Here is a 19,606-nt window from a genome sequence, read left to right as displayed (position 1 = left end):
CGCCGTGCCGGGAGCAGAAGTCGCCATCTCGCACCTGTCGAAGTCGTTCGGCAGCTCCAACATCTGGTCCGACGTGACGATGACCCTCCCGCCCGGGGAGATCAGCGTGCTGCTCGGGCCCTCGGGCACCGGCAAGTCGGTGCTGCTGAAGTCGATCATCGGGCTGCTCAAGCCCGAGACCGGCTCGATCCACATCCACGACACCGAGCTGGTGACGTGCACCGCGAACGAGCTGTACGAGATTCGCAAGCTGTTCGGCGTGCTGTTCCAGGACGGCGCGCTGTTCGGATCGATGGATCTCTACGACAACATCGCGTTCCCGCTCCGCGAGCACACCCGCAAGGGCGAGTCCGAGATCAAGAACATCGTCATGGAGAAGCTCGAGCTGGTCGGGCTCACCGGCGCCGAGGACAAGCTCCCCGGCGAGATCTCGGGCGGCATGAAGAAGCGCGCCGGTCTGGCCCGGGCCCTGGTGCTCGACCCGGAGATCATCCTGGTCGACGAGCCGGACTCGGGGCTGGACCCGGTGCGCACCGCGTACCTCAACCAGCTCCTGGTCGACCTCAACACCCAGCTGGACGCGACGATCCTCGTCGTCACCCACCACCTCGGGACGGCGCGCTCGATGCCGGACAACATCGGGATGCTCTTCCGACGCAACCTGGTGATGTTCGGACCCCGCGAGGTCCTGCTGACCTCCGAGGAGCCGGTGGTGCAGCAGTTCCTGCAGGGCCGCCGCGTCGGGCCCATCGGGATGTCCGAGGAGAAGGACAGCGCCCAGATGGAGGCCGAGCTCGAGGAACTGCGCCGCCAGGGCGGCGACACCAGCGACGACGAGACCTTCATCGACGACCAGACCATGCCCAGCGAGGGTCTGGGGGAGCGGCAGGCGATCCGGCGCCGCAAGGACCGTGTGATGGAGGGCCTGCACGATCTCCCGGAGAAGGCCCAGACCGCGATCCTGGAGACCCTGACCGAGGAGGACCGCCAGCGCTACGGGGTGTCACCCGTCGAGAGCGACACCCAGACCCACGCCTTCCACCGTCCGTTCCTGAACTGAGCCCATGAGCGCCCTCCCGGTGGTGGAGACCGAGCACCGCAGCGACATGCACCGCCGCATCATCCGGGCGGCGGAGCACTGCTTCAGCGAGTTCGGGCCGGCCCGGACGACGATGGTGGACGTTGCCCGGGTCACGGGAGTCTCCCGCCCGACGGTCTACCGCTACTTCCGCGACCGTGAGGCCCTCTTGGTCGAGGTGGTCGTGCGGCGGGTCCGGGCGGCGCTGTCCACGGCCGAGCGGATCCTCGAGGCAGGGGAGCGCTTCGGTCAGGCGCTCCTCGACTGCATCGTGCTCCTGGTGGACCGGGGCCGGGACGATCCCATGATCCGGAAGCTCTTCGTCGAGCAGGACCAGGTCTCGAACGAGATCTGGCCCGTCGCGCTCGGGCTCTCGCTCGAGTTCTGGGAACCGGTGCTCTCCGACGCCCAGGCACGGGGTGACCTCCGGGACGGCCTGGTGCTCGACGAGGCCTGCGCGTGGCTGACCGAGGTGCTGTTGTTCCTGGTCGGGCGGTCGCCTCGTGACGGTGCGTTGGAGACCGCCCGAGTGATCCGGGAGTTCGTGGTCCCGGCGCTCACGGGGTCACCGGTCACCGCTTGACCCTCTAAACCTAAAAGAATAAGGTGGCTCGGGTCACGGCCCGCCGCAAGGCACGAGTGGCCGACCACCTCTGACATCCGTCTCCTCGAGGAGGACGCAGCGCCATGAAGCTCGACGGCAAGGTCGCGATCATCACCGGCGGAGGCTCCGGTCTCGGCCGGGAGTCCTCGCTGCTCTTCTCCTCCGAGGGCGCGAAGGTCGTCGTCTTCGACATCAACGCCGACCGCGCCGACGCCACGGTCAAGCTCGTGGCGGAGCAGGGCGGCCAGGCCGTCGCCGTGCACGGCGATGTCCGCGTGGAGGCCGACGTGAAGCGCGGCGTGGAGACCGCCGTCGCCGAGTTCGGCAAGCTGGACATCATGTTCGCCAACGCGGGCATCGTGTCCCGCGGCGGCGTGCCGTCGGTCCTCGGCGGGGAGCACCTGGACTTCCAGGACTTCCCCGAGGAGGACTGGCACAAGGTCATCGACACGAACCTCACCGGGGTCTTCCTCTGCGCCAAGCACGCGGTCCCGGCGCTGCGGGCCAACGGCGGCGGCACGATCATCGCCACGTCCTCGGCGGCCTCGTTCGCCGCCTACCACAGCATCTCGCCGTACTCGGCGAGCAAGGCCGGGGTCAACGGTCTCGTCCGCGGGCTCTCCCTGGATCTCGGCAAGTACGGCATCCGCGTCAACGCCCTGGCCCCGACCCACGGCATGTCGCCCAACTTCCTCATGGACCAGGGCGCCGACGTCGTCGGGCAGTCGTACGAGCAGATGCAGGTCGCGATGCAGCCGGGGCCCTGGGACCCGGGCGTCTCGCCGATCCCGCTGAAGGTCGGCCGGCCGCCGGCCATCACCGACAACGCCAAGGTCGCGCTCTTCCTGGCGAGCGACGACTCGGGCTACATGTCCGGCGTCGTCCTGCCCTCCACGGACGGGGGGACGCTCGCCCGCGTCGCGATCCAGTTCGAGGAGGACACCCCGCACCCCTGGTACGACCAGGAAGGCTGAGGAGGGAACGCACCGATGGCGTGGCACCTGACGATCGACCGCGAGGCCTGTTCGGGCCACGGTCTCTGCTACGGCGAGGCTCCTGACGTCATCGACTCGGACGACCAGGGAGATCCGGTGATCCTCGAGGACCCGGTGCCCGAGGGCGAGCTGGAGGCCGCGCAGCGGGCCGTGCAGATGTGCCCGGAGCAGGCGCTCACCCTGTCCGAGGACTGACCGCTCCCGAACGAACCCGAGCGGACCCGAGCCCCGCCGACGGCCCTCGCCGTCGGCGGGGCTCTTCGCCGCTGTGCCCGAGGAGACCCATGACATCCGAGACCGAGACCACTGTCCGGGTCACCGCCAAGGAATCCCGCTCCACGGGCGTGGTGGGGCTCGAACTGCGCCGCGAGGACGGGGGCGAGCTGCCGCCCTGGGAGCCGGGCGCCCACGTCGACCTGGTGCTGGGGCCGGACCTGGTCCGGCAGTACTCGCTGTGCGGCGACCCGGCCGACCGCACGCGCTACGACGTGGCGGTGCTGCGCGAGGAGCACGGGCGCGGCGGGTCGGCGCACGTGCACGACGAGCTCGCCGAGGGCGACACGGTCACGCTGCGCGGACCGCGCAACCACTTCGCCCTGGTCGACGCCGACCGCTACGTCTTCGTCGCGGGCGGCATCGGGATCACGCCGCTGCGGCCCATGGTCCACCGCCTCGCGGCGGCCGGCGTGCCCTGGACGCTCGCCTACGGCGGGCGTACCCGGGACCGGATGGCGTTCCGGGAGGAACTGGGCGCCCTGGCCGAGGTGTCGCTCGTGCCCGAGGACGAGCTCGGCCTCCTCGATCTCGAGGCCCTGCTCGGGGACCCGCAGGAGGACGTGGCCGTCTACTGCTGCGGGCCCGAGCCCCTGCTCCAGGCCGTCGAGGCCGCGTGCAAGGCCTGGCCGGCCGGTGCCCTGCACGTCGAGCGGTTCGCGGCGAAGCCGGGCGCGGCGGACGGGCCGAACGAGGGGTTCGAGGTCGAGGCCCGGCGCTCCGGGGTCATGGTGACCGTGAGCCCGCAGGAGTCGATCGTCGAGGCGCTCGAGGCCGCCGGTGTCGAGGTGGAGACCTCGTGCCGGGAGGGCACGTGCGGGACCTGCGAGACCACGGTCCTCGAGGGGGAACCGGACCACCGCGACTCGCTGCTCACCGACGAGGAGCGCGCGGAGGGCGCCACAATGATGATCTGCTGCGGCCGGTGCCGCTCGCCGCGGCTCGTCCTGGACCTCTGAGATCCGGCTCATGGTCGACACGCTTACCTTAAGTTGTTAGATTAAAGGCGCCGTCACCACGGGTACGCCCCTGCACAGGTGGGGAATCCGCCCATGGACGAGGAGTTCGGAGGTTCGACCGATGACCACGGTGGAGCGCCGCTCGCGTCAGGACCGCATCCTGCGGGCCCTGGATCACCTGCGGGACGGGACGACCGACGAGGTCGACGAGGTCAGTCCGTTCGGCCCGGAGGAGTACCGCGATCCCGAGATCGCCCGGCAGGAGCGAGACCACATCTTCGGCACCGTGCCGTCGATCGTCGCGCACAGCACCGAGGTCGCGAAACCCAACGACTTCCTGACGCTGCAGATGCCGCGCAACAAGGTCATCGTCGTCCGCCAGCAGGACGGCTCGGTGAAGACCTTCGTGAACCTCTGCCGCCACCGAGGCGCGCTGTTGGAGGAGGAGGAGCGGGGCCAGTGCCGCATCCTCTCCTGCCCGTACCACCGCTGGTCCTACAACACCGACGGCAGTCTGCGCGCCATCACGAAGGGGCAGACCTTCGGTGAGGTCGACTCGGTCGAGCGAGGTCTCGTCGAGCTCCCCACCGAGGAGCGGCACGGCTTCATCTGGGTCGTCGACCGCGCCGGCGCCGAGATCGACGTCGCGTCCTGGCTCGGCGAGGAGATGGACGAGATCCTCTCCGAGTACCCGCTGGCGGACTACGTGGCCGTGCGGGCCGAGGGCTTCGACGAACCGGTGAACTGGAAGCTGATGCAGGACGCGTTCCTGGACGGCTACCACATCCAGTACGCCCACCCGAACACCGCGGCGAAGCACATCCACACGAACGTGATGACGTTCGAGGACTACGGGCGGCACTGCCGCTTCATCGCGCCCCGCAAGAGCATCGATCGGTTCCTCGAAGAGGACTCGACGGGTCACGACCTGTCCCAGTACGTGACCGAGACGCACTTCCTGCTGCCGAACTCGACGCTGCTCAAGCAGCCCGACCACTTCGAGCTGCTCACCTTCCGTCCGCACCCCACCGACCCGGGGCAGTCGCGGATGGAGATGCGGCTCATCGTGCCCAAGGTCGAGGACAGCCACCTCGACGAAGCGAAGTGGACCAAGCTCTGGGACAAGAACTGGGAAATCCTCCTCGCGGTGCTGCACCAGGAGGACTTCCCGTTGCTGCGCTCCTCGCAGAGCGGGATGTTCAGTGCGGACGCGGCCGGGATGCTGCTGGGCCGCAACGAGGTCGCGAACCAGCTGTTCCACCGGGAGAAGCGCCGGCTGATCGCCGAGGGTGAAGCGGCCCGCGGATGACGCGGGGCGTGCTCCCCGCGGGAAGGGGAGACAGGCTGTGCTGAGGGTGCACTGGCGGGAGACGCTCGAGGGCGTCGACCGCGACGGGGTCCAGGCGCTGATCGAGGCCGCCCGCGCCGAGGACGACGAAGCGGGGTTCTCGAGCGTCACCGCCGAGGAGTTCGACCGCAGCTCGCTCGACCACGCGGCGCACGTGGTCGTGCGGCTCCTCCCGCGCTCGTCGGGACGCTCGGAGGGACTCGCGCAGGACTGGGCCGACGATGAGCTGCCGCTGGTGGCATACCTCCGTCTCGAGGTGAGCGGGGACCGCGGCGAGGTGGGCTACCTCGTCCACCCGTCCTACCGGTCGCTGGGCATCTCGACCCTGCTGTTCGAGCAGCTCGGGCTGGACTTCTTCGGCCCGGCCGGGTGGCACGACACCGGGGCGCGCTCGTTGCTCGTGTGGGCCCACGGCGCCCATCCGGCCACCGAGCGCATGTCCCGCCGGTTCGGGGCGCGCCCGGTGCGCCGGCTCTGGCGGATGACCCGTCCGTTCCACGGCGAGCTCGCGTCGGAGCTGCCTCCCGAGCGCGGACCCGACGCCACCGCCCACGTGCGATCGATGACCACCGACGACCGGACCGCCGTCGACGCGGTCGCCCGGCGGTGCCGCGGCCGGGACCGCGTCATCGGGCGGTGGACCGTCACCGACCTGCGCTCGTTCGAGTCGGGGGGTGGCTCGATCGACCCCGACCACACCCTGGTGGCCGAGGTGGGCGGCGAGGCGGTCGCGGCGATGGTGCTGTCCACCGAGCCCGGCCGGAACGGTGCCGGGCGCCGGACGCTGCCGATCCGGGCGCTCCTCGCCGACGAGGAGACCGACCCGGCGGTGCTCGAGGAGCTCTTCGTCGGTGCGCTGCACGCGCTCGACGCCCGGGGGGCCTGGGCGGCCACGGTGTACGTCGACTCCGAGGAGATCGACGTCGCCAAGGCCGCGCTCACCGCAAGCCTGGAGCACGAGCAGTCCGACGTCTGCTACGAGATCCACTGATCTGCCGCCCCGACGACGACGGGCCCCGTACCGCGAGGTACGGGGCCCGTCGTCGTTCCGGCGGTCGCGTCAGCGGACCTTCTCGTGGTGGTCCGGGATGTCGGGGTACTCGTCGCGCAGCTGACGCTTCGCGATCTTGCCGCTCGCCATGCGGGGGAGGGGCTCGGAGCGCACGATCACGTAGCGCGGGATCTTGAAGTCGGCGAGCTGTTCCCCGCAGTGCCGGATCAGGTCGGGGACCGAGAGGTCGGTCCGCGAGCTGTAGACCACCGCGGCCGGGGTCTCACCGAACTTGACGTCGGACGCGCTGATGACCGCGACCTCGTCCACGCCCTCGAAGCGCGACACCGCGTTCTCCACCTCGGAGGGCGAGAGGTTGAGCCCGCCCGAGATGATCAGTTCCTTGAGCCGGTCGACGTAGGTGAGGTAGCCGTCCTCGTCGAGCTTGCCCAGGTCACCGGTGTGCAACCAGCCGTCGCCCAGCGCCGCCTTGGTGGCCTCCTCGTTGCGCCAGTACTCGGCGATGACGCCGGGCCCGCGCACGAGGATCTCGCCGACCTCGCCCGGCGGGCAGTCGCGGCCCTCGTCGTCCACCACCCGGATGCGGCTGAAGATCGAGCTGCTGCCGCACTGCTCGGGGTGCTCGAGGGCCTGCGCCCGCGAGTTGATGGTGACCTTGCCGCCCCCCTCGGTCAGGCCGTAGATCTGTCGCAGCACCACACCCTTCTCGAGCCAGGTGTGGAGCAGTTCCACGGGGACACGGGCGCCGCCGACGGCGGCCACCTCCAGGTGGGTGAGGTCGGCGTCGGCGAACCCGGGCTGCGCGGCGATCTGCTCGAAGATGATCGGCGGCCCGTTGAGGACCTCGACCTGGTGCTCGGAGAGGATCCGCAGGGCCTCGGGGGGGTCGAAGCGCGGCTCCAGGAACATGGTGCCGCCGTGCATGGTGGTCTTGACGATGCCCCAGAGCAGACCGGCCGCGCTCCCGAGGGGGAGGACCATCGCCAGCCGCACACCGCCGCGGCCGTAGGTCGGCTCCATGAGCGACCACTCGTGGATCATCCCGCCGATGGTCCCGTGGGTGAACACGGCGCCCTTGGGGGCACTGGTCGTCCCACTGGTGTAGACGATGATCGCGGCGTCGTCGTGCTCGGCCGGCCGCGGCTCCGAGCGGACGTCCTCGCCCTCGCGCAGCGGCTCGACGTCGCCCTCGATCAGCACCGTCGAGAAGTCCGGGGTCGACTCGGCGACACCGGCCACCATGTCCCGGTGCTTCTCGTCGCACACGACCACGGTGGGCGCGCAGTCGGTGACCAGCTCGGCCAGCTCGGAGCGCACGAGGCGGTTGTTGAAGGGGGCCACGACGGCGCCGATCTGCAGGCCGGCGAGGACGGCGGTGCAGTAGGCGAGCGAGTTCCCGGCGATGACGCCGACGCGGTCGCCCGGGGCGACGCCCCGCCCGCGGAGCAGCTCCCCGACCCGGGTCGTCCAGCTCTCCAGATCGCGATAGGTGACGACGTCCTCGCGCATGTTGAGCGCCGGGTGGTCGCCGGCCGTGGCGGCCCACCACCGCAGCGCGTCGTTCACGGTTCCGGTCATCGTCGAGCCTCCGCGTCGTGGTGTGGTGCCCCGTGCGGTCCGTGGACGGCCCGTCGGCGCACGCTCGACGGCGGCGCGTCTCGCGGGAGGTGGCGCACATCGGGCCGGACACGGACTCCGGGATCCCGGCTCGCTTAATCTAAACCAATATGATTAAGGTGACAAGCGTGCCCGATGCTCGTGAGCCCCGCCGTGAGCCCGGGGGCCGGCGTGCCGCGCGTCGGTCAGGCCGGCGGTGCGGCCGCGACGGACGCCGTGCGCACACCGCGGACGAAGGCCTCCACGGCCTGCCGGAAGAATTCCTCGCCGTCCTCGGGCTGGGCGTCCGCCGCCTCGGCGAGCCGGGGATGGATCTCCGGATCGACCCCACCGAAGGCGCCGCCCCCGGGCTCACGGGCTGCCTCGACGACGATCGTGCCGATGGTCAGCTTCTCGAGGCCGTCGAGCAGCAGGACGCGGCGTCCGGGCTCCAGGTCGCCGAAGCGGGTCAGCAGGACCGCGGCGTTCTCGTAGAGGTCGGTCATGACGTCACGTGGGAGGAACTGGAGCAGGACCGGCGTGGCCCGGGGGTGTGCCAGCGCCGCCCGGCGGAAGTTCACCGTCAGCTCGACGAACCAGTCCTCCCAGCGCTCCTCGTCGGGGATCGGGGGGAGGACGGTCTGCCGGACAATTCCGCGAGCCACCGCCGCGAGCAGTTCGGCACGATCGCGGAAATGGTAGTAGAGCGACGGGGTGCGGACTCCGAGCTCGTCCCCCAGTCGAGGAAGACTGAATCCGTTGAAGCCGTCGCGATCCATGATGCGCAGGGCTCCGTCGACGATGGAGTCGCGACTCAGGATCGGCTGCGAAGGGCGGGGCACGTGTTCGAGTATTCCTCACCTGTCGTTTGCTCGTCACGGGTTGTGGGAGGGAGATCAGGGTGGATCCGCGAACTCCGGTGATCGTGGGCGTCGGTCAGGCCGACGGGCGCGTCGAGGGAGGTGACGGCAGCTCGCCCGAGCCCGTGGACCTCATGGCGGCGGCGGCCCGCGCGGCCGGCGAGGACGCGTCGGCACGGTCCCTGCTGGCGCGCCTGGACTCGGTGCGGGTGGTGTCGCTGCTCTCGTGGCGCTACCAGGACCCCGGGCGACTGCTCGCGGAGCGCCTCGGCGCCGCCCCGCGCCACACGCTGTTGACCGGGGTCGGCGGCAACGAACCGCAGGAGCTCGTGACGTCGGCGGCGCGGGACGTCGCCGCGGGACGCGCGGACGTCGTCCTCGTCGCCGGCGGTGAGGCCTGGCGGACCCGCATGAAGGCGAAGAAGCGCGGGGAGCGGCCGGACTGGACGCGCCAGGCCGACCACGTCCTCCCCTCCGAGATCGGCGAGGACGTCCCCCTGTCCTCCGAGCAGGAGAAGGCGGTCGGGCTGGTCATGCCCGTCCAGCACTACCCGATCTTCGAGCAGGCCCTGCGCATCGCGGCCGGCCGGACGGTGGACGAGCAGCTCGACCGGTCGGCGGCGCTCTGGTCGCGGTTCAGCACCGTGGCGGCCGGCAACCCGCACGCCTGGACCCGCGAGGCGCTCGACCCGGCGACGATCCGCACGCCGGGCCCGCGGAACCGGTGGGTCGGCTGGCCCTATCCGAAGCTGATGAATTCCAACAACGACGTCGACCAGGCCTCGGCGCTGCTGGTGTGCTCGGCGGAGGTGGCGGGCTCGCTCGGGGTCCCGCGCGAGCGGTGGGTGTTCCCCCACGCCGCGGCGCGGGCGCACGACACCTACGCGGTGACCGAGCGTCCGGCCCTGCACCGCTCGCCGGCCATCCGGGTGGCCGGTCGACGAGCCCTCGAGCTGGCCGGCGTCGGGATCGACGACCTGGCCGCGGTCGACCTGTACTCCTGCTTCCCCTCGGCGGTGCAGGTCGCGGCCGCCGAGCTCGGCCTGCCCCTGGACGACGACGCGCTCCCGCTGACCGTGACCGGCGGGCTCACGTTCGCCGGCGGGCCGTGGAACAACTACGTCGGCCACGCGATCGCCACGATGGTCGCCCGGCTGCGGGCGGAGGGCTCGGCGACGGGGCTGGTGAGCGCGAACGGCGGGTTCCTGACCAAGCACGCGATCGGCGTCTACGGCACCGAGCCGCCCGCCGAGGGGTTCCGGTCGCAGGACGTGCAGGACGAGGTGGAGCGCGAGGCCGCCCCGACGCCGGCCGCCCCGGACCACGTCGGGCCGGGCCGGGTGGAGTCGTGGACCGTCGTGCACGGGCGCGAGGGGCCGCACCAGGCCTTCGTCGCGGTGCGGACCCCCGACGAGGCGCGCACCTGGGCCGTGAGCGAGGACCCGGACGTGCTCACCGCGCTCATGGAGCGGGACGTCGCGGGGGAGAAGGTCGCGGTGCGCGAGGGCTCTCGACTCGACCTGGGCTGACTCGACTTGGGCTGACGCCGTGTGCGTGCGTCCCCGTGCCCTGCCGCGGAGGGAATACAGCACGCCGATAGGGCACGCACACGGACGTCAGGCCGACGGCGTGAAGCGGATCGGGAGGCTCCGGAACCCCCGGATCTGGGTGGGCACCACGACGGGCGGCTCGTCCGGGTCCGGCCGGTAGTCCGGGATGCGCCGGTTGAGCTCCTCGATCGCGATGCGCAGCTCGACCCGCGCGAGGTGGGAGCCGAGGCAGCGGTGCGGACCCGACCCGAAGGACAGGTGGCGGTTCGGGAAGCGCTGGACGTCCACGTCGTCCGGGTCGCGGAACTCGCTCCCGTCACGGTTGGCGCCGCACAGCATGAGCAGGAGCTGGTCGCCGCCGCGGATCGTCACCCCGCCGATCTCGATGTCCGCGGTGGCGCGCCGCCCGGCCGACACCGCGGCCTCGACGCGGAGGATCTCCTCGACCGCGCCGGGCACGAGCGACGGGTCGGCGACGAGCCGGTCGCGCTGCTCGGGGTGCGCCGCGAGGTGGACGACCGCCCAGGCCAGCGAGCCCTGGACGGTGTGGAGCCCCGCGACGAGGAGCAGGAAGAACATCCGCGAGAGCTCGTCGTCGGTGGGCGGACGTGTCTCGTCGTCCAGCTCGAGCCGGAAGTCCATGATCTCGGCGGTGATGTCGTCGCGGATCTCTCCGGAGCGCCGGGCCGCGATCACCCGGCCGAAGTACTCGAACATCGAGTAGGCCGCCTCGGTGCGGGACTGCGCGGCCTCCTCGGGGGTGGTGTCGGTGGGCTTGCCGTTCATGGCGACGTCGGTCGCCTCGGTGAACAGCGGCGCGTCCTCGATCGGCCAGCCCATGAGGGCGAGGAAGACGCGGGCCGGGAGCTCGTGGGCGAACTCCGCGACGTACTCCGCGCTGCCCTTGGTGGCGAAGCCGTCGACGAGGTCGTTGACGATCTCCCGGATCCGGTCCTCGAGCGCACGCATCCGCGAGGGGTTGAAGAGCGGCTGCAGCGCCTTGCGGTAGGCGGTGTGCTCCGGCGGGTCGTACTCGATGGGGAGGAACTTGCCCCCGCCCGCGTCGACGAGGTTGTTCGGGTAGCTCGAGAACGTCACCGGGTCGCGGAGGATCCGGTGGACCTCGTCGTAGTGCGTGACGACCCAGTGCCCGCCGTGCGCGGTCGAATACACCACCGGCCCGAGGGCGGCGAGTCGCGCCACTTCCTCCTGCATCCGGTCGAACGGCATCGTGAGTTCCGGGTCGTAGACGTCGAAATCGACGACCAGGTGCTCCGGGACCTCGCCGAGCGTGGTCGTGGTGGCCATGTCCTCCCTTTCCTCACCGATCAGTGGTGGTCGCCCCGTTCCTCGAGCACGCCCGCGGCGAGCAGGTCGGCGAGCTCGTCGTCGGTCGTCCCGAGGACCTCGGTGACCACGTCGCGGGTGTGCTCGCCCTGGTACGGGGCCGAGGTGATCCGCGGCGGCGCGACGAGCAGCGAACCCGCCTCGCGGCCGTGCGCGGGGAGGGGGTCGTCGATCCCGGCCTGCTGCTGGGTGGTGAACAGCTCGCGGGCCGCGAGCTGGGGGTCCTCGCGGAGCTCGGGGACCCGGAGCATCGGCCCGCTCGCCACCCCCGCCGCCTGCAGCGTCTCGGCGACCGCGAGCGGGCTGCGGGTCGCCGTCCAGGCCCCGAGCGCCTCACGGAGCTCGTGGCGGTGGGCGACCCGGCCCACTGCGTCGGCGAAGCGGGGATCGGTGGTCCAGTCGTCCCGGCCGATCGTGCGCGCCAGCGCCGCGAAGTCGTCGTCGCCACGGACGTCCACGACGCACCACTCGTCGTCGCCGGCGCACGCCAGGACGCCGCGCGGGGCGTCACCGCGCGGGTCGTCGCCGTCGGGCTCGACCGAGGACGGATCGAGCTGCGCGTCGACCAGCAGCTCCCCGAGGTGGCGCAGGATCAGCTCGAACTGCGACACCGACACCTGCCGGCCGTGGCCCGTGCGATCGCGCTGCTCCAGCGCGGCGAGCACGGCGGTGGCGGCCACCCGGCCCGCGATGTGGTCCGGGTAGACCGTCATGGCGTCCGAGAACGACTCGTCGTCGTCGGAGTAGCGCCACAGCCCCGAGAGGCCCGCGCTCGCCCGCACCAGCGGGCCGTAGCCCATGCGCCGCGACCACGGCCCGGAGCGGCCGTAGGCGCTCGAGTCCACGGAGACGATCCGCGGGTTCGCCTCGCGCAGCGTGGCGTGGTCGAGCCCGAGGGACTCCATCGTGCCGGGCTTGAAGTTGGACACCACGACGTCGCTGACCGCCACGAGGCGCAGGAAGAGCTCCCGGCCCTCGGGCCGGCGCAGGTCGAGCCCGATGCTGCGCTTGGTGCGGTTGCCCCAGGCGAAGCTCGGGGTCATCGACCGGCCGTCGACGGACTGCCGGCTGCCGTCGGGGAACCTGCTGCTCTCGACCCGGATCACCTCGGCGCCGTGGTCGGCGAGCAGCCGGGAGGTCTCCGCCCCGGCGACGATCACGCCGAGGTCGAGCACCCGGATCCCCTCGAGCGGGCGGTCCGGGGCGGTCCGCGCGGGGCGCGCCGGCCGGGGCGACCACGCGGCCGCGACCTCGGCGGTGTGCTCCCCCCGGCCCGGGACGCCGCGCCACGGGCCCAGCCGGCCGTGCTCGTCCTCGAGCATCCCGGCCGGCAGGTCGACGACCTCGCCGGGCCCGATCTCCGTCGGGACCAGCGAGCCGCGGGCGATCGTGTGGTCGAGCCCGGAGACCTCGGTGAGCTCGCGCAGCCCCGCCGCCGGCACGCCGAACTCGGCGCCCTCGGCGGCGACCTGGTCGCGGTCGCGGCTCGAGAAGAGCTTCTCGATGAGCGGGTAGATGCGGTCGCGGGCGAGGAAGCGGTCGCGCATCCGCCCGTAGGCCGGGTCGGCGAACTCCTCGGGCTCGCCGAGCCAGCGCCACATCCCCTGCCACTGCCGCGGGCTGAGGATGCAGATGCGGACCCAGCCGTCCGCGCACGGGAAGATCGGGTAGAGGTAGCGCACGTCGGGCCGGCCCCGGTGCTTCTCCGAGGACGCGAGCCCCCCGCGGGCGCTGCCGCTGATCCCGAACGCCGGGTCGAGGGTGTGCACGACCGCGTCGAGGGCGGAGAAGTCCACGACGTCGCCGCGGCCGCTGGTGACCGCGGCGCGGTGTGCGAGGAGGGCGAACCACGCCGCCTGCAGCCCCGCCGACTCGACCACGAGCTGCTCGGGCGGCAGCAGCGGCGCCCGGCCCGGCAGGCCGGAGCGGGCGAGGACACCCCCGACGGCGGCGAGGACGTCGCCGCTGCCCCGCCAGTCACGACGGGGCCCGGTGGCGCCGAAGTCGGTCACGCCGACGACGACGAGCCCGGGCTGCCGCGCGTGCAGGACCTCGGCCGCGAGGCCGCGCCCGGCGAGCTCCTCGGGGGTGAAGGGGTGCACCAGGAGGTCGGCGCCGGCGACGAGGCGCAGCAGGTCCTCGGCGTCCGCGACGGTGACGGAGCGCTTGCCCGCGTGCCGGACCGCCCGCGTGACGCGGGCAGGCCCGGCGTCGTGGTCACCGGGCTCCTCGACCACGACGACGTCGGCGCCCAGCTCGGCCAGGGTCCGCGTCGCGACCCCGCCCACGGCGCCGCCGAGGTCGAGGACGCGCAGGCCGTCGAGCGGGCCGGGGAGCTCCCGCCGCGCGCTCACCGGGGCGTCCGGCCGAGCCGCCGCCGCCAGTCGTGCGCGCCGAGGAACCGGAACGCCTTGGCCTGCAGGAGGCTCTTCGCCGCCACGTAGGGGTACCAGTGGGGCTCGCCGGGCAGGGCGATCCGCTCGGAGACCACCGCCTGCTGGCGGCAGTACTTGAGGAGGCCGGACGCGCCCCCGAAGCGGGACCCGACCCCGGAGGACTTCCAGCCGCCCATCGGCAGCGGGAACTGGAAGGCGCTCATGAGCGCGTTGTTGATGTTCACCGAGCCCGACTCGATGCGGCGGGCGATCGTCTGTGCCCGGTCGGCGTCCTTCGTCCACAGGCTGGAGGACAGGCCGTAGGGCGAGTCGTTCGCCAGCCGCAGCGCGGCCTCGGCGTCGTCCACCCTCATGACGGGCAGCGTCGGGCCGAAGGTCTCCTCGCGCATGCAGGCCATGGAGTGGTCGACGTCGACCAGGACGGTCGGCTCGTAGAACAGTCCGTCGTCGCGTCGGCGGCCGCCCGTGAGCACACGGGCGCCCCTGGCGAGGGCGTCCTGGACGTGGCGCTCGACGATGTCGAGCTGGGCCGGGGTGGCCATCGCCCCGATGTCGGTCTCGTAGGACGCGGGGGCGTCCTTGCCGACGCGCAGCGCGGCCACCTTCTCGACCAGCTTGGCGACGAACTCGTCGTGCACCGAGGCCTCGACGTACACGCGCTCGACCGAGATGCAGGCCTGGCCGGCGTTGTGCATCCCGCCCCAGACGGCGGCGCCGACCGCGCGGTCGAGGTCGGCGTCGGCGAGGACGATCATCGGGTCCTTGCCGCCGAGCTCGAGGCTCGCGGGGATGAGCCGCTCCCCGGCGCGGGCGGCGATCCTGCGACCCGTCGCGGTGGAGCCGGTGAACGCGACCATGTCGACCTCGTCGACGACGGCGGCGCCGGTCTCGCCGCGGCCGTTGACGGTCTCCAGCACGGGCGGGGCGCCGATCTCCTCGTGCCAGGCCCGGGTGAGCTCGGTCCAGGACAGCGGGGTGACCTCGGAGGGCTTCGAGAGCACCGCCGCGCCGGCGATCAGCGCCGGGATGGCGTCCATCGCCTGGGTGCCGATCGGCCCGTTCCAGGGCGTGATGATCCCGACGAGCTGGTGGGGCCGGGGCTGCGCCACGAGCTTCTTCGTGAGCGACGCGGGCCCGTGCGGGCGCGCGCTGCGCGGCGCGAGGAACGCTTCCGCGTGCTTCGTGTAGTAGTTGATCACCTCGGTGGCGACGAGCGTCTCGAACGACGCGTCGCCCCACGACTTGCCGGACTCCTCCTGCGCGAGCCGGACCAGGCGTTCCTGGTTGTCCAGGATCCAGTCCAGCCACCGCAGCACGTGCTTCGCGCGGCCCTTCGGTCCCAGCGCCTCCCAGGCGGGCTGGGCCGCGCGCAGCCGCGCCGCGGCGGCGGCCACGTCGGCGGGGGTGTCGACCGCGACGCTGCCGGCGACCGAGCCGTCCGCGGGGCAGCGGATCTCGAGGACGGAGCCGTCGGTCGGCGGGGGTACGGTCGCCGTCGCGGGGCCGTGCGGGGGGCTCGCGAGCCCCGGATCCCTGGTCGTCACGATCCACCCTCCCCGGTGATGGCGGCCCGGACACCCGGCGCGACCGGAGCCCGTGGGGACATTATCTAAATCTATTTGTTTTTGGCAACGCCGTTCGCCATGCTGGTCCGATGGAGAGCGACCTGTTCGAGCAGGACCACGAGGACTACCGCGAGGTGGCCCGCGAGTTCGTTCGGCGCGAGGTGGAGCCGAACCTCGAGCGGTGGGAGGAGCAGCGCCTCGTCGACCGTGACGTCTGGGCCGCGGCCGGGAAGCAGGGGCTGCTCGGCCTCCAGGTGCCCGAGGAGTACGGCGGCCCCGGGGTGGACGACTTCCGCTTCCGGGTCGCCGCGTGCACCGAGATCGTCGCGGTCGGCGCCGCCTCCCTGCAGAGCGGCTTCGCGACCAACGACGACATCGTGCTGGGCTACCTGCTCGGGATGGCGACCGAGGAGCAGAAGGCGCGCTGGCTGCCCGGCTTCGTGACGGGCGAGACGATCGGCGCGATCGCGATGACCGAGCCCGGCGCGGGCAGCGACCTGCGGGGGATCCGCACCTCGGCCCGGCGCGACGGCGACGAGTGGGTCATCGACGGGTCGAAGACCTTCATCACCAACGGCATCCTGGCCGACCTGGTCGTCGTCGTGGCCCAGACCGACCCCGAGGCCGGGAGCCGCGGCTTCACCCTGTTCGTCGTGGAGACCGGCACCGAGGGGTTCCGGCGGGGGCGCAAGCTGGACAAGGTCGGGCTGGCCGCCCAGGACACGGCCGAGCTCTTCTTCGACGGCGTCCGGGTGCCCGACACCCAGCGGCTCGGCGAGGTCGGCACCGGGCTGCAGTCCCTCATGGCGAACCTGCCCCGGGAGCGCCTCGGCATCGCGATGTCCGCGCAGACCACCGCCGAGGCCATCCTCGAGTGGACGCTGGAGCACGTCACGGCGCGCGAGGCCTTCGGCAAGCCGCTGTCCGCGCTGCAGACGGTCTCGCACACCGTCGCCGAGCTCCGGATGAAGGTCGAGGTCTCCCGCGCCTACTTCGACCGCTGCGTCCGGGAGCTCAACGCGGGCACGCTGACCGCCGTCGACGCGGCGAAGGCCAAGTGGTGGGCCACCGAGATGCAGTGGCAGGTGGTGGACGCCGGGGTGCAGCTGCACGGTGGCTACGGCTACATGAACGAGTACGCCGTCGCGCGTGCCTTCCGCGACGCCCGCGTCCAGCGCATCTACGGCGGCTCCAACGAGGTGATGAAGGAGATCGTCGCCCGGGACCTGACCCGCGCGCGCTGAGTCGATGACCCCCACCTCCCTCCAGGTCACCGTCGACCGGGATCCGGAACGGACCGCCCGCGCGCTGGGCGCCCGCCTCGCCGCCCGCTACCCGGAGCGCGCCGCCGGACTGCGGGTCCACCCGCCCTCACCGGTCGTCGGGGCCGGCTCGGCGAACGAGACGCTCGTGGCGAGGGTCGACGGGCTCGACGGCGACGGCCCGACCTCGGTCGTCGTCCGGGTCGTCGTCCCGGCCTCGCAGGTCTTCCCCGGGACGTCGGTGGCACGGCAGGCGGCGGCGCTGCGGCACGTGGCGGCGCACTGTGACGTCCCGGTCCCGGCGGTGCTCGACGTCGATCCCGACGGCGAGGCGCTCGGCGCCCCGATGATGATCCTGGAGCGCCTGCCGGGACGGGCACCGCTGGACTTCCCGAGCTGGGCCGTCGAGGGCTTCGTCGCGGACATGACGGCCGCGGACCGGCGGGCGCTCTGGTCCTCCGCGCTGGACGTGCTGGCCCGCCTCGCCGCGGTCGACGTCACCGGGCTCGTCCTGCCGGGGCTGCCGGGCGTGGACGGGGACGTGGTGGGGGAGCGGGTGGAGTACCTGCGGCGCTACCGGGACGTCACGCTCGCGGACGCGCCGCCCGACCCGCTCGTCGACGACGCGCTGGCGGTCCTCGCCGACACCGCCCCGGCCCACCCGCCGCCGGGTCTGTCGTGGGGCGATGCCCGGCTCGGCAACATGCTGTTCGCCGGCACCCGGGTCTCGGCCGTGCTCGACTGGGAGATCGTCACCGTGGCCGGCCCGCTGTTCGACCTCGCCTGGTGGCGGATGTTCGACCACGTCCACGTCGAGGACCTGGCCGGCGCACGACCGGAGGGGATCGGGGACCCGGCCGAGACCGCCGCGGCGTGGTCCACCCGCACCGGGCTGGGACTCGACGACCTGCCCTGGCACGAGCTGTACGTGCACCTGCACCTCGCCATGGTCCGGCACCGGGCGTTCGCCGACCGCGCCGCGATGGGGCGCCCCGTGCCCGGCCCCGACGACCCCCGGCACGTCGACCGCCTGCTCGAGCGGGTGCGCCGGCTGCTCGACGACCGCTCCGCGGATCGGATCGTCGGCCCCCCGGCGACGACGGCGTCCCCGCCCCGGAGCGTCCGCGACGGCCCTCGTAGGGTGCCGGGCGACCGGCGCGACGAGGCGGGTGTGTTCGCCGTCGACCCCGGGCCCACGGAGGAGCGATGACCGACACCGAGACCGTGACCGAGCACGGGACGGCGGCGCCGACCCCGGCCGAGGGGACCGCGACGGCCCCTCCCCGGCGCTCGCGGAAGCAGACGTTGCTCGGGCTCGTGGGCGGCTTCCTCGTCGGGTTCCTGGTGGTCGGACTGCTCGGCGCCTTCGTCTGGCCCGGGCACGCCTTCGGCCCGGGCAGCCCGGACGCGCTGGGCGCGGAGGCGACCACCGCGCTGACCGCGAGGGACACCGGTACGTTGGACGCGATCTCCTGCCTCGGACCCGACGGGAAGCCCGTGCAGCCGATCGACCCCCAGATCTTCAGCGTCATCTCCGCGGTGAAGCCCGCGGGCGCGGCACACCTCCTGATCGACTCCGAGTCGCGCGTCCCGGTCGACCTCACGATCACCTACCAGGGACAGCCGCACCCCCTCCCCGTCGACCTCGTCCTCGGCGAGGACCACCGGACCTGGTGCCTCAAGGGCCTCACCCCACGCTAGGAGGAGCCCTCGACCATGCCGCCGCGCCTGGGACCGTTCACCGTCGCCGACGCCGCGCGCCACGACCCGACGCCCGGCGTCGAGCGCTGGCAGGAGACCGCGATGCTCTCCTGGTACGACGCGCGGACGCGGTGCGGGGGCTACCACCACGTCGACCTGCAGCCCGCCGCGGACCGGTCCTGCCTCTGGAGCTGGACGGTCCTCGACGGCGCCGTCGCCGGGAAGTTCCAGTCGCTGAACCTGCCGTTGCGCCCGGGGACCGAGGTCGTCGACCCGCCCGTCGGTCCCACGAGGGTCCGCACCATCGAGCCGTTCGCCCGCTACCAGCTCGCGGTGGCCCAGCCCGGTGGGGCGACCGAGGACGTGGACCTCGAGGTCGTCACGCCGGTGCTCCACCACGCCATGCCCGGCGACGACGCCGGCCCCGACGCCCCGGAGCGCGAGCACCGGGGCGCGGCGGACTACGGCTCCGCCGGGACGGGGCACTACGAGGTGCTCGGCCGGGTCCGGGGCACCGTCTCCGACGGCCGCGGCACCACCCGCGAGGTCGACGGGTGGGGCTTCCACGACCACTCGTGGGGTCCCCGCACCTACGGCGGCCTCACCGCCACCCACCGCTGGGTGCACATGGCGTTCGGGCCCGACCTGCAGGCCTCGCTGTACTCGATCGGCACCGACACCGACCGCCGGGTCTACGGCTTCGTGGTCCGGGACGGCCGCGTCAGCCGCGTGGCAGACGTCGAGGTCGAGGTCACCATCGCCACCGACGGGCACACCCCGCGGCGCTGCGCGGGCGAGCTGCGCGACACCGCCGGCCGGTCGCAGGCGTTCACCGGGGAGGTGCACGTCGCGAGCGTGTCCACCCACGACGGCGGCTACTTCGTCACCGACGCCTACGGCGAGTTCCGGCTCGGCGACCGGGTCGGCTCCGGCCTGCTCGCGGTGCGGGAACGGGCGACGCCCTCGGCCGAGCACCGCCGCGTGCTGGGCGAGCACGACACCGGGTCGCCGTGACCGGGTTCCGGTTCGGGGTGGTGGAGTCCGGCGCCACCGGGTGGGC

General features: G+C 72.7%; 17 protein-coding genes. 12 read left to right on the top strand and 5 right to left on the bottom strand.

The window, feature by feature from the left end:
- Positions 1-4 precede the first annotated feature (4 nt).
- The 7 genes from HH311_RS17695 (at position 5) to HH311_RS17665 (ending at position 6,248) form a co-directional block, all read left to right on the top strand.
- Positions 5-1,060, top strand: coding sequence for an ATP-binding cassette domain-containing protein (locus HH311_RS17695; protein WP_312030217.1), 1,056 nt, complete (start codon positions 5-7; stop codon positions 1,058-1,060).
- A gap of 4 nt (positions 1,061-1,064) precedes the next feature.
- A complete protein-coding gene (locus HH311_RS17690; protein WP_169185005.1) occupies positions 1,065-1,661 on the top strand; it encodes a TetR/AcrR family transcriptional regulator in 597 nt (198 codons plus the stop codon).
- A 104-nt stretch (positions 1,662-1,765) separates the two neighbouring features.
- Positions 1,766-2,656, top strand: a complete 891-nt coding sequence (locus HH311_RS17685; RefSeq protein ID WP_169185004.1) for an SDR family NAD(P)-dependent oxidoreductase — start codon at positions 1,766-1,768, stop codon at positions 2,654-2,656.
- A 15-nt stretch (positions 2,657-2,671) separates the two neighbouring features.
- Entirely contained in the window at positions 2,672-2,872 is a 201-nt protein-coding gene (locus HH311_RS17680; protein ID WP_169185003.1) for a ferredoxin, read from the top strand.
- A gap of 89 nt (positions 2,873-2,961) precedes the next feature.
- Positions 2,962-3,909, top strand: a complete 948-nt coding sequence (locus HH311_RS17675) for a PDR/VanB family oxidoreductase (protein WP_169185002.1) — start codon at positions 2,962-2,964, stop codon at positions 3,907-3,909.
- Positions 3,910-4,030: 121 nt separating this feature from the next.
- Complete coding sequence (locus tag HH311_RS17670) at positions 4,031-5,218, top strand: aromatic ring-hydroxylating dioxygenase subunit alpha (RefSeq protein WP_169185001.1); 1,188 nt, start codon at positions 4,031-4,033, stop codon at positions 5,216-5,218.
- A gap of 37 nt (positions 5,219-5,255) precedes the next feature.
- Positions 5,256-6,248 carry a hypothetical protein gene (locus HH311_RS17665; protein WP_169185000.1) on the top strand — a complete coding sequence of 331 codons (993 nt, stop codon included), beginning with the start codon at positions 5,256-5,258 and terminating at the stop codon, positions 6,246-6,248.
- 69 nt (positions 6,249-6,317) lie between these two features.
- On the opposite strand, the gene HH311_RS17660 is transcribed toward HH311_RS17665, so the two are convergent.
- Together HH311_RS17660 and HH311_RS17655 are read right to left on the bottom strand one after the other, a co-directional pair.
- Entirely contained in the window at positions 6,318-7,847 is a 1,530-nt protein-coding gene (locus tag HH311_RS17660) for a class I adenylate-forming enzyme family protein (protein WP_169184999.1), read from the bottom strand.
- Positions 7,848-8,071: 224 nt separating this feature from the next.
- Complete coding sequence (locus HH311_RS17655; RefSeq protein WP_312030216.1) at positions 8,072-8,707, bottom strand: TetR family transcriptional regulator; 636 nt, start codon at positions 8,705-8,707, stop codon at positions 8,072-8,074.
- Positions 8,708-8,766: 59 nt separating this feature from the next.
- Here HH311_RS17655 and HH311_RS17650 point away from each other — a divergent pair, with 59 nt between their 5' ends.
- A complete protein-coding gene (locus tag HH311_RS17650) occupies positions 8,767-10,254 on the top strand; it encodes an acetyl-CoA acetyltransferase (protein ID WP_312030215.1) in 1,488 nt (495 codons plus the stop codon).
- A gap of 87 nt (positions 10,255-10,341) precedes the next feature.
- Here the strand turns inward: HH311_RS17650 and HH311_RS17645 are convergent, their stop codons facing one another.
- Genes HH311_RS17645 through HH311_RS17635 form a run of 3 tightly spaced genes read right to left on the bottom strand, consistent with a single transcriptional unit; the run spans position 10,342 to position 15,562 of the window.
- Positions 10,342-11,583: a cytochrome P450 gene (locus HH311_RS17645; protein WP_169184997.1), complete on the bottom strand. Its 1,242-nt coding sequence runs from the start codon at positions 11,581-11,583 to the stop codon at positions 10,342-10,344.
- 20 nt (positions 11,584-11,603) lie between these two features.
- Positions 11,604-13,976 carry a CaiB/BaiF CoA-transferase family protein gene (locus HH311_RS17640; protein ID WP_169184996.1) on the bottom strand — a complete coding sequence of 791 codons (2,373 nt, stop codon included), beginning with the start codon at positions 13,974-13,976 and terminating at the stop codon, positions 11,604-11,606.
- A complete protein-coding gene (locus HH311_RS17635; protein ID WP_169184995.1) occupies positions 13,973-15,562 on the bottom strand; it encodes an aldehyde dehydrogenase family protein in 1,590 nt (529 codons plus the stop codon). The genes HH311_RS17640 and HH311_RS17635 overlap by 4 nt, the downstream gene beginning before the upstream one ends.
- 110 nt (positions 15,563-15,672) lie before the next feature.
- Here HH311_RS17635 and HH311_RS17630 point away from each other — a divergent pair, with 110 nt between their 5' ends.
- Genes HH311_RS17630 through HH311_RS17615 form a run of 4 tightly spaced genes read left to right on the top strand, consistent with a single transcriptional unit; the run spans position 15,673 to position 19,560 of the window.
- A complete protein-coding gene (locus HH311_RS17630) occupies positions 15,673-16,827 on the top strand; it encodes an acyl-CoA dehydrogenase family protein (protein WP_169184994.1) in 1,155 nt (384 codons plus the stop codon).
- Positions 16,828-16,831: 4 nt separating this feature from the next.
- A complete protein-coding gene (locus tag HH311_RS17625; RefSeq protein ID WP_169184993.1) occupies positions 16,832-18,055 on the top strand; it encodes a phosphotransferase family protein in 1,224 nt (407 codons plus the stop codon).
- On the top strand, positions 18,052-18,546 hold the full coding sequence (locus tag HH311_RS17620; RefSeq protein ID WP_169184992.1) for a hypothetical protein: 495 nt from the start codon (positions 18,052-18,054) through the stop codon (positions 18,544-18,546). Before HH311_RS17625 ends, HH311_RS17620 begins: the two co-directional genes overlap by 4 nt.
- A gap of 15 nt (positions 18,547-18,561) precedes the next feature.
- Positions 18,562-19,560: a hypothetical protein gene (locus tag HH311_RS17615; RefSeq protein WP_169184991.1), complete on the top strand. Its 999-nt coding sequence runs from the start codon at positions 18,562-18,564 to the stop codon at positions 19,558-19,560.
- Positions 19,561-19,606: the final 46 nt, after the last annotated feature.

The organism is Actinomycetospora sp. TBRC 11914, assembly GCF_012933465.1.
GTDB lineage: Bacteria > Actinomycetota > Actinomycetes > Mycobacteriales > Pseudonocardiaceae > Actinomycetospora.
The sequence above is the reverse complement of the archived record's forward strand: the minus strand, read 5'-3'. Positions and strand labels throughout refer to the sequence as shown.

What these genes read in the sequence shown, in the direction of transcription:
- HH311_RS17645 (WP_169184997.1), bottom strand. Translation starts at nt 11,583, where the DNA reads ATGGCCACCACGACCACGCTCGGCGAGGTCCCGGAGCACCTGGTCGTC.
- HH311_RS17690 (WP_169185005.1), top strand. Translation starts at nt 1,065, where the DNA reads ATGAGCGCCCTCCCGGTGGTGGAGACCGAGCACCGCAGCGACATGCAC.
- HH311_RS17620 (WP_169184992.1), top strand. Translation starts at nt 18,052, where the DNA reads ATGACCGACACCGAGACCGTGACCGAGCACGGGACGGCGGCGCCGACC.
- HH311_RS17675 (WP_169185002.1), top strand. Translation starts at nt 2,962, where the DNA reads ATGACATCCGAGACCGAGACCACTGTCCGGGTCACCGCCAAGGAATCC.
- HH311_RS17660 (WP_169184999.1), bottom strand. Translation starts at nt 7,847, where the DNA reads ATGACCGGAACCGTGAACGACGCGCTGCGGTGGTGGGCCGCCACGGCC.
- HH311_RS17625 (WP_169184993.1), top strand. Translation starts at nt 16,832, where the DNA reads ATGACCCCCACCTCCCTCCAGGTCACCGTCGACCGGGATCCGGAACGG.
- HH311_RS17630 (WP_169184994.1), top strand. Translation starts at nt 15,673, where the DNA reads ATGGAGAGCGACCTGTTCGAGCAGGACCACGAGGACTACCGCGAGGTG.
- HH311_RS17680 (WP_169185003.1), top strand. Translation starts at nt 2,672, where the DNA reads ATGGCGTGGCACCTGACGATCGACCGCGAGGCCTGTTCGGGCCACGGT.
- HH311_RS17615 (WP_169184991.1), top strand. Translation starts at nt 18,562, where the DNA reads ATGCCGCCGCGCCTGGGACCGTTCACCGTCGCCGACGCCGCGCGCCAC.
- HH311_RS17670 (WP_169185001.1), top strand. Translation starts at nt 4,031, where the DNA reads ATGACCACGGTGGAGCGCCGCTCGCGTCAGGACCGCATCCTGCGGGCC.
- HH311_RS17685 (WP_169185004.1), top strand. Translation starts at nt 1,766, where the DNA reads ATGAAGCTCGACGGCAAGGTCGCGATCATCACCGGCGGAGGCTCCGGT.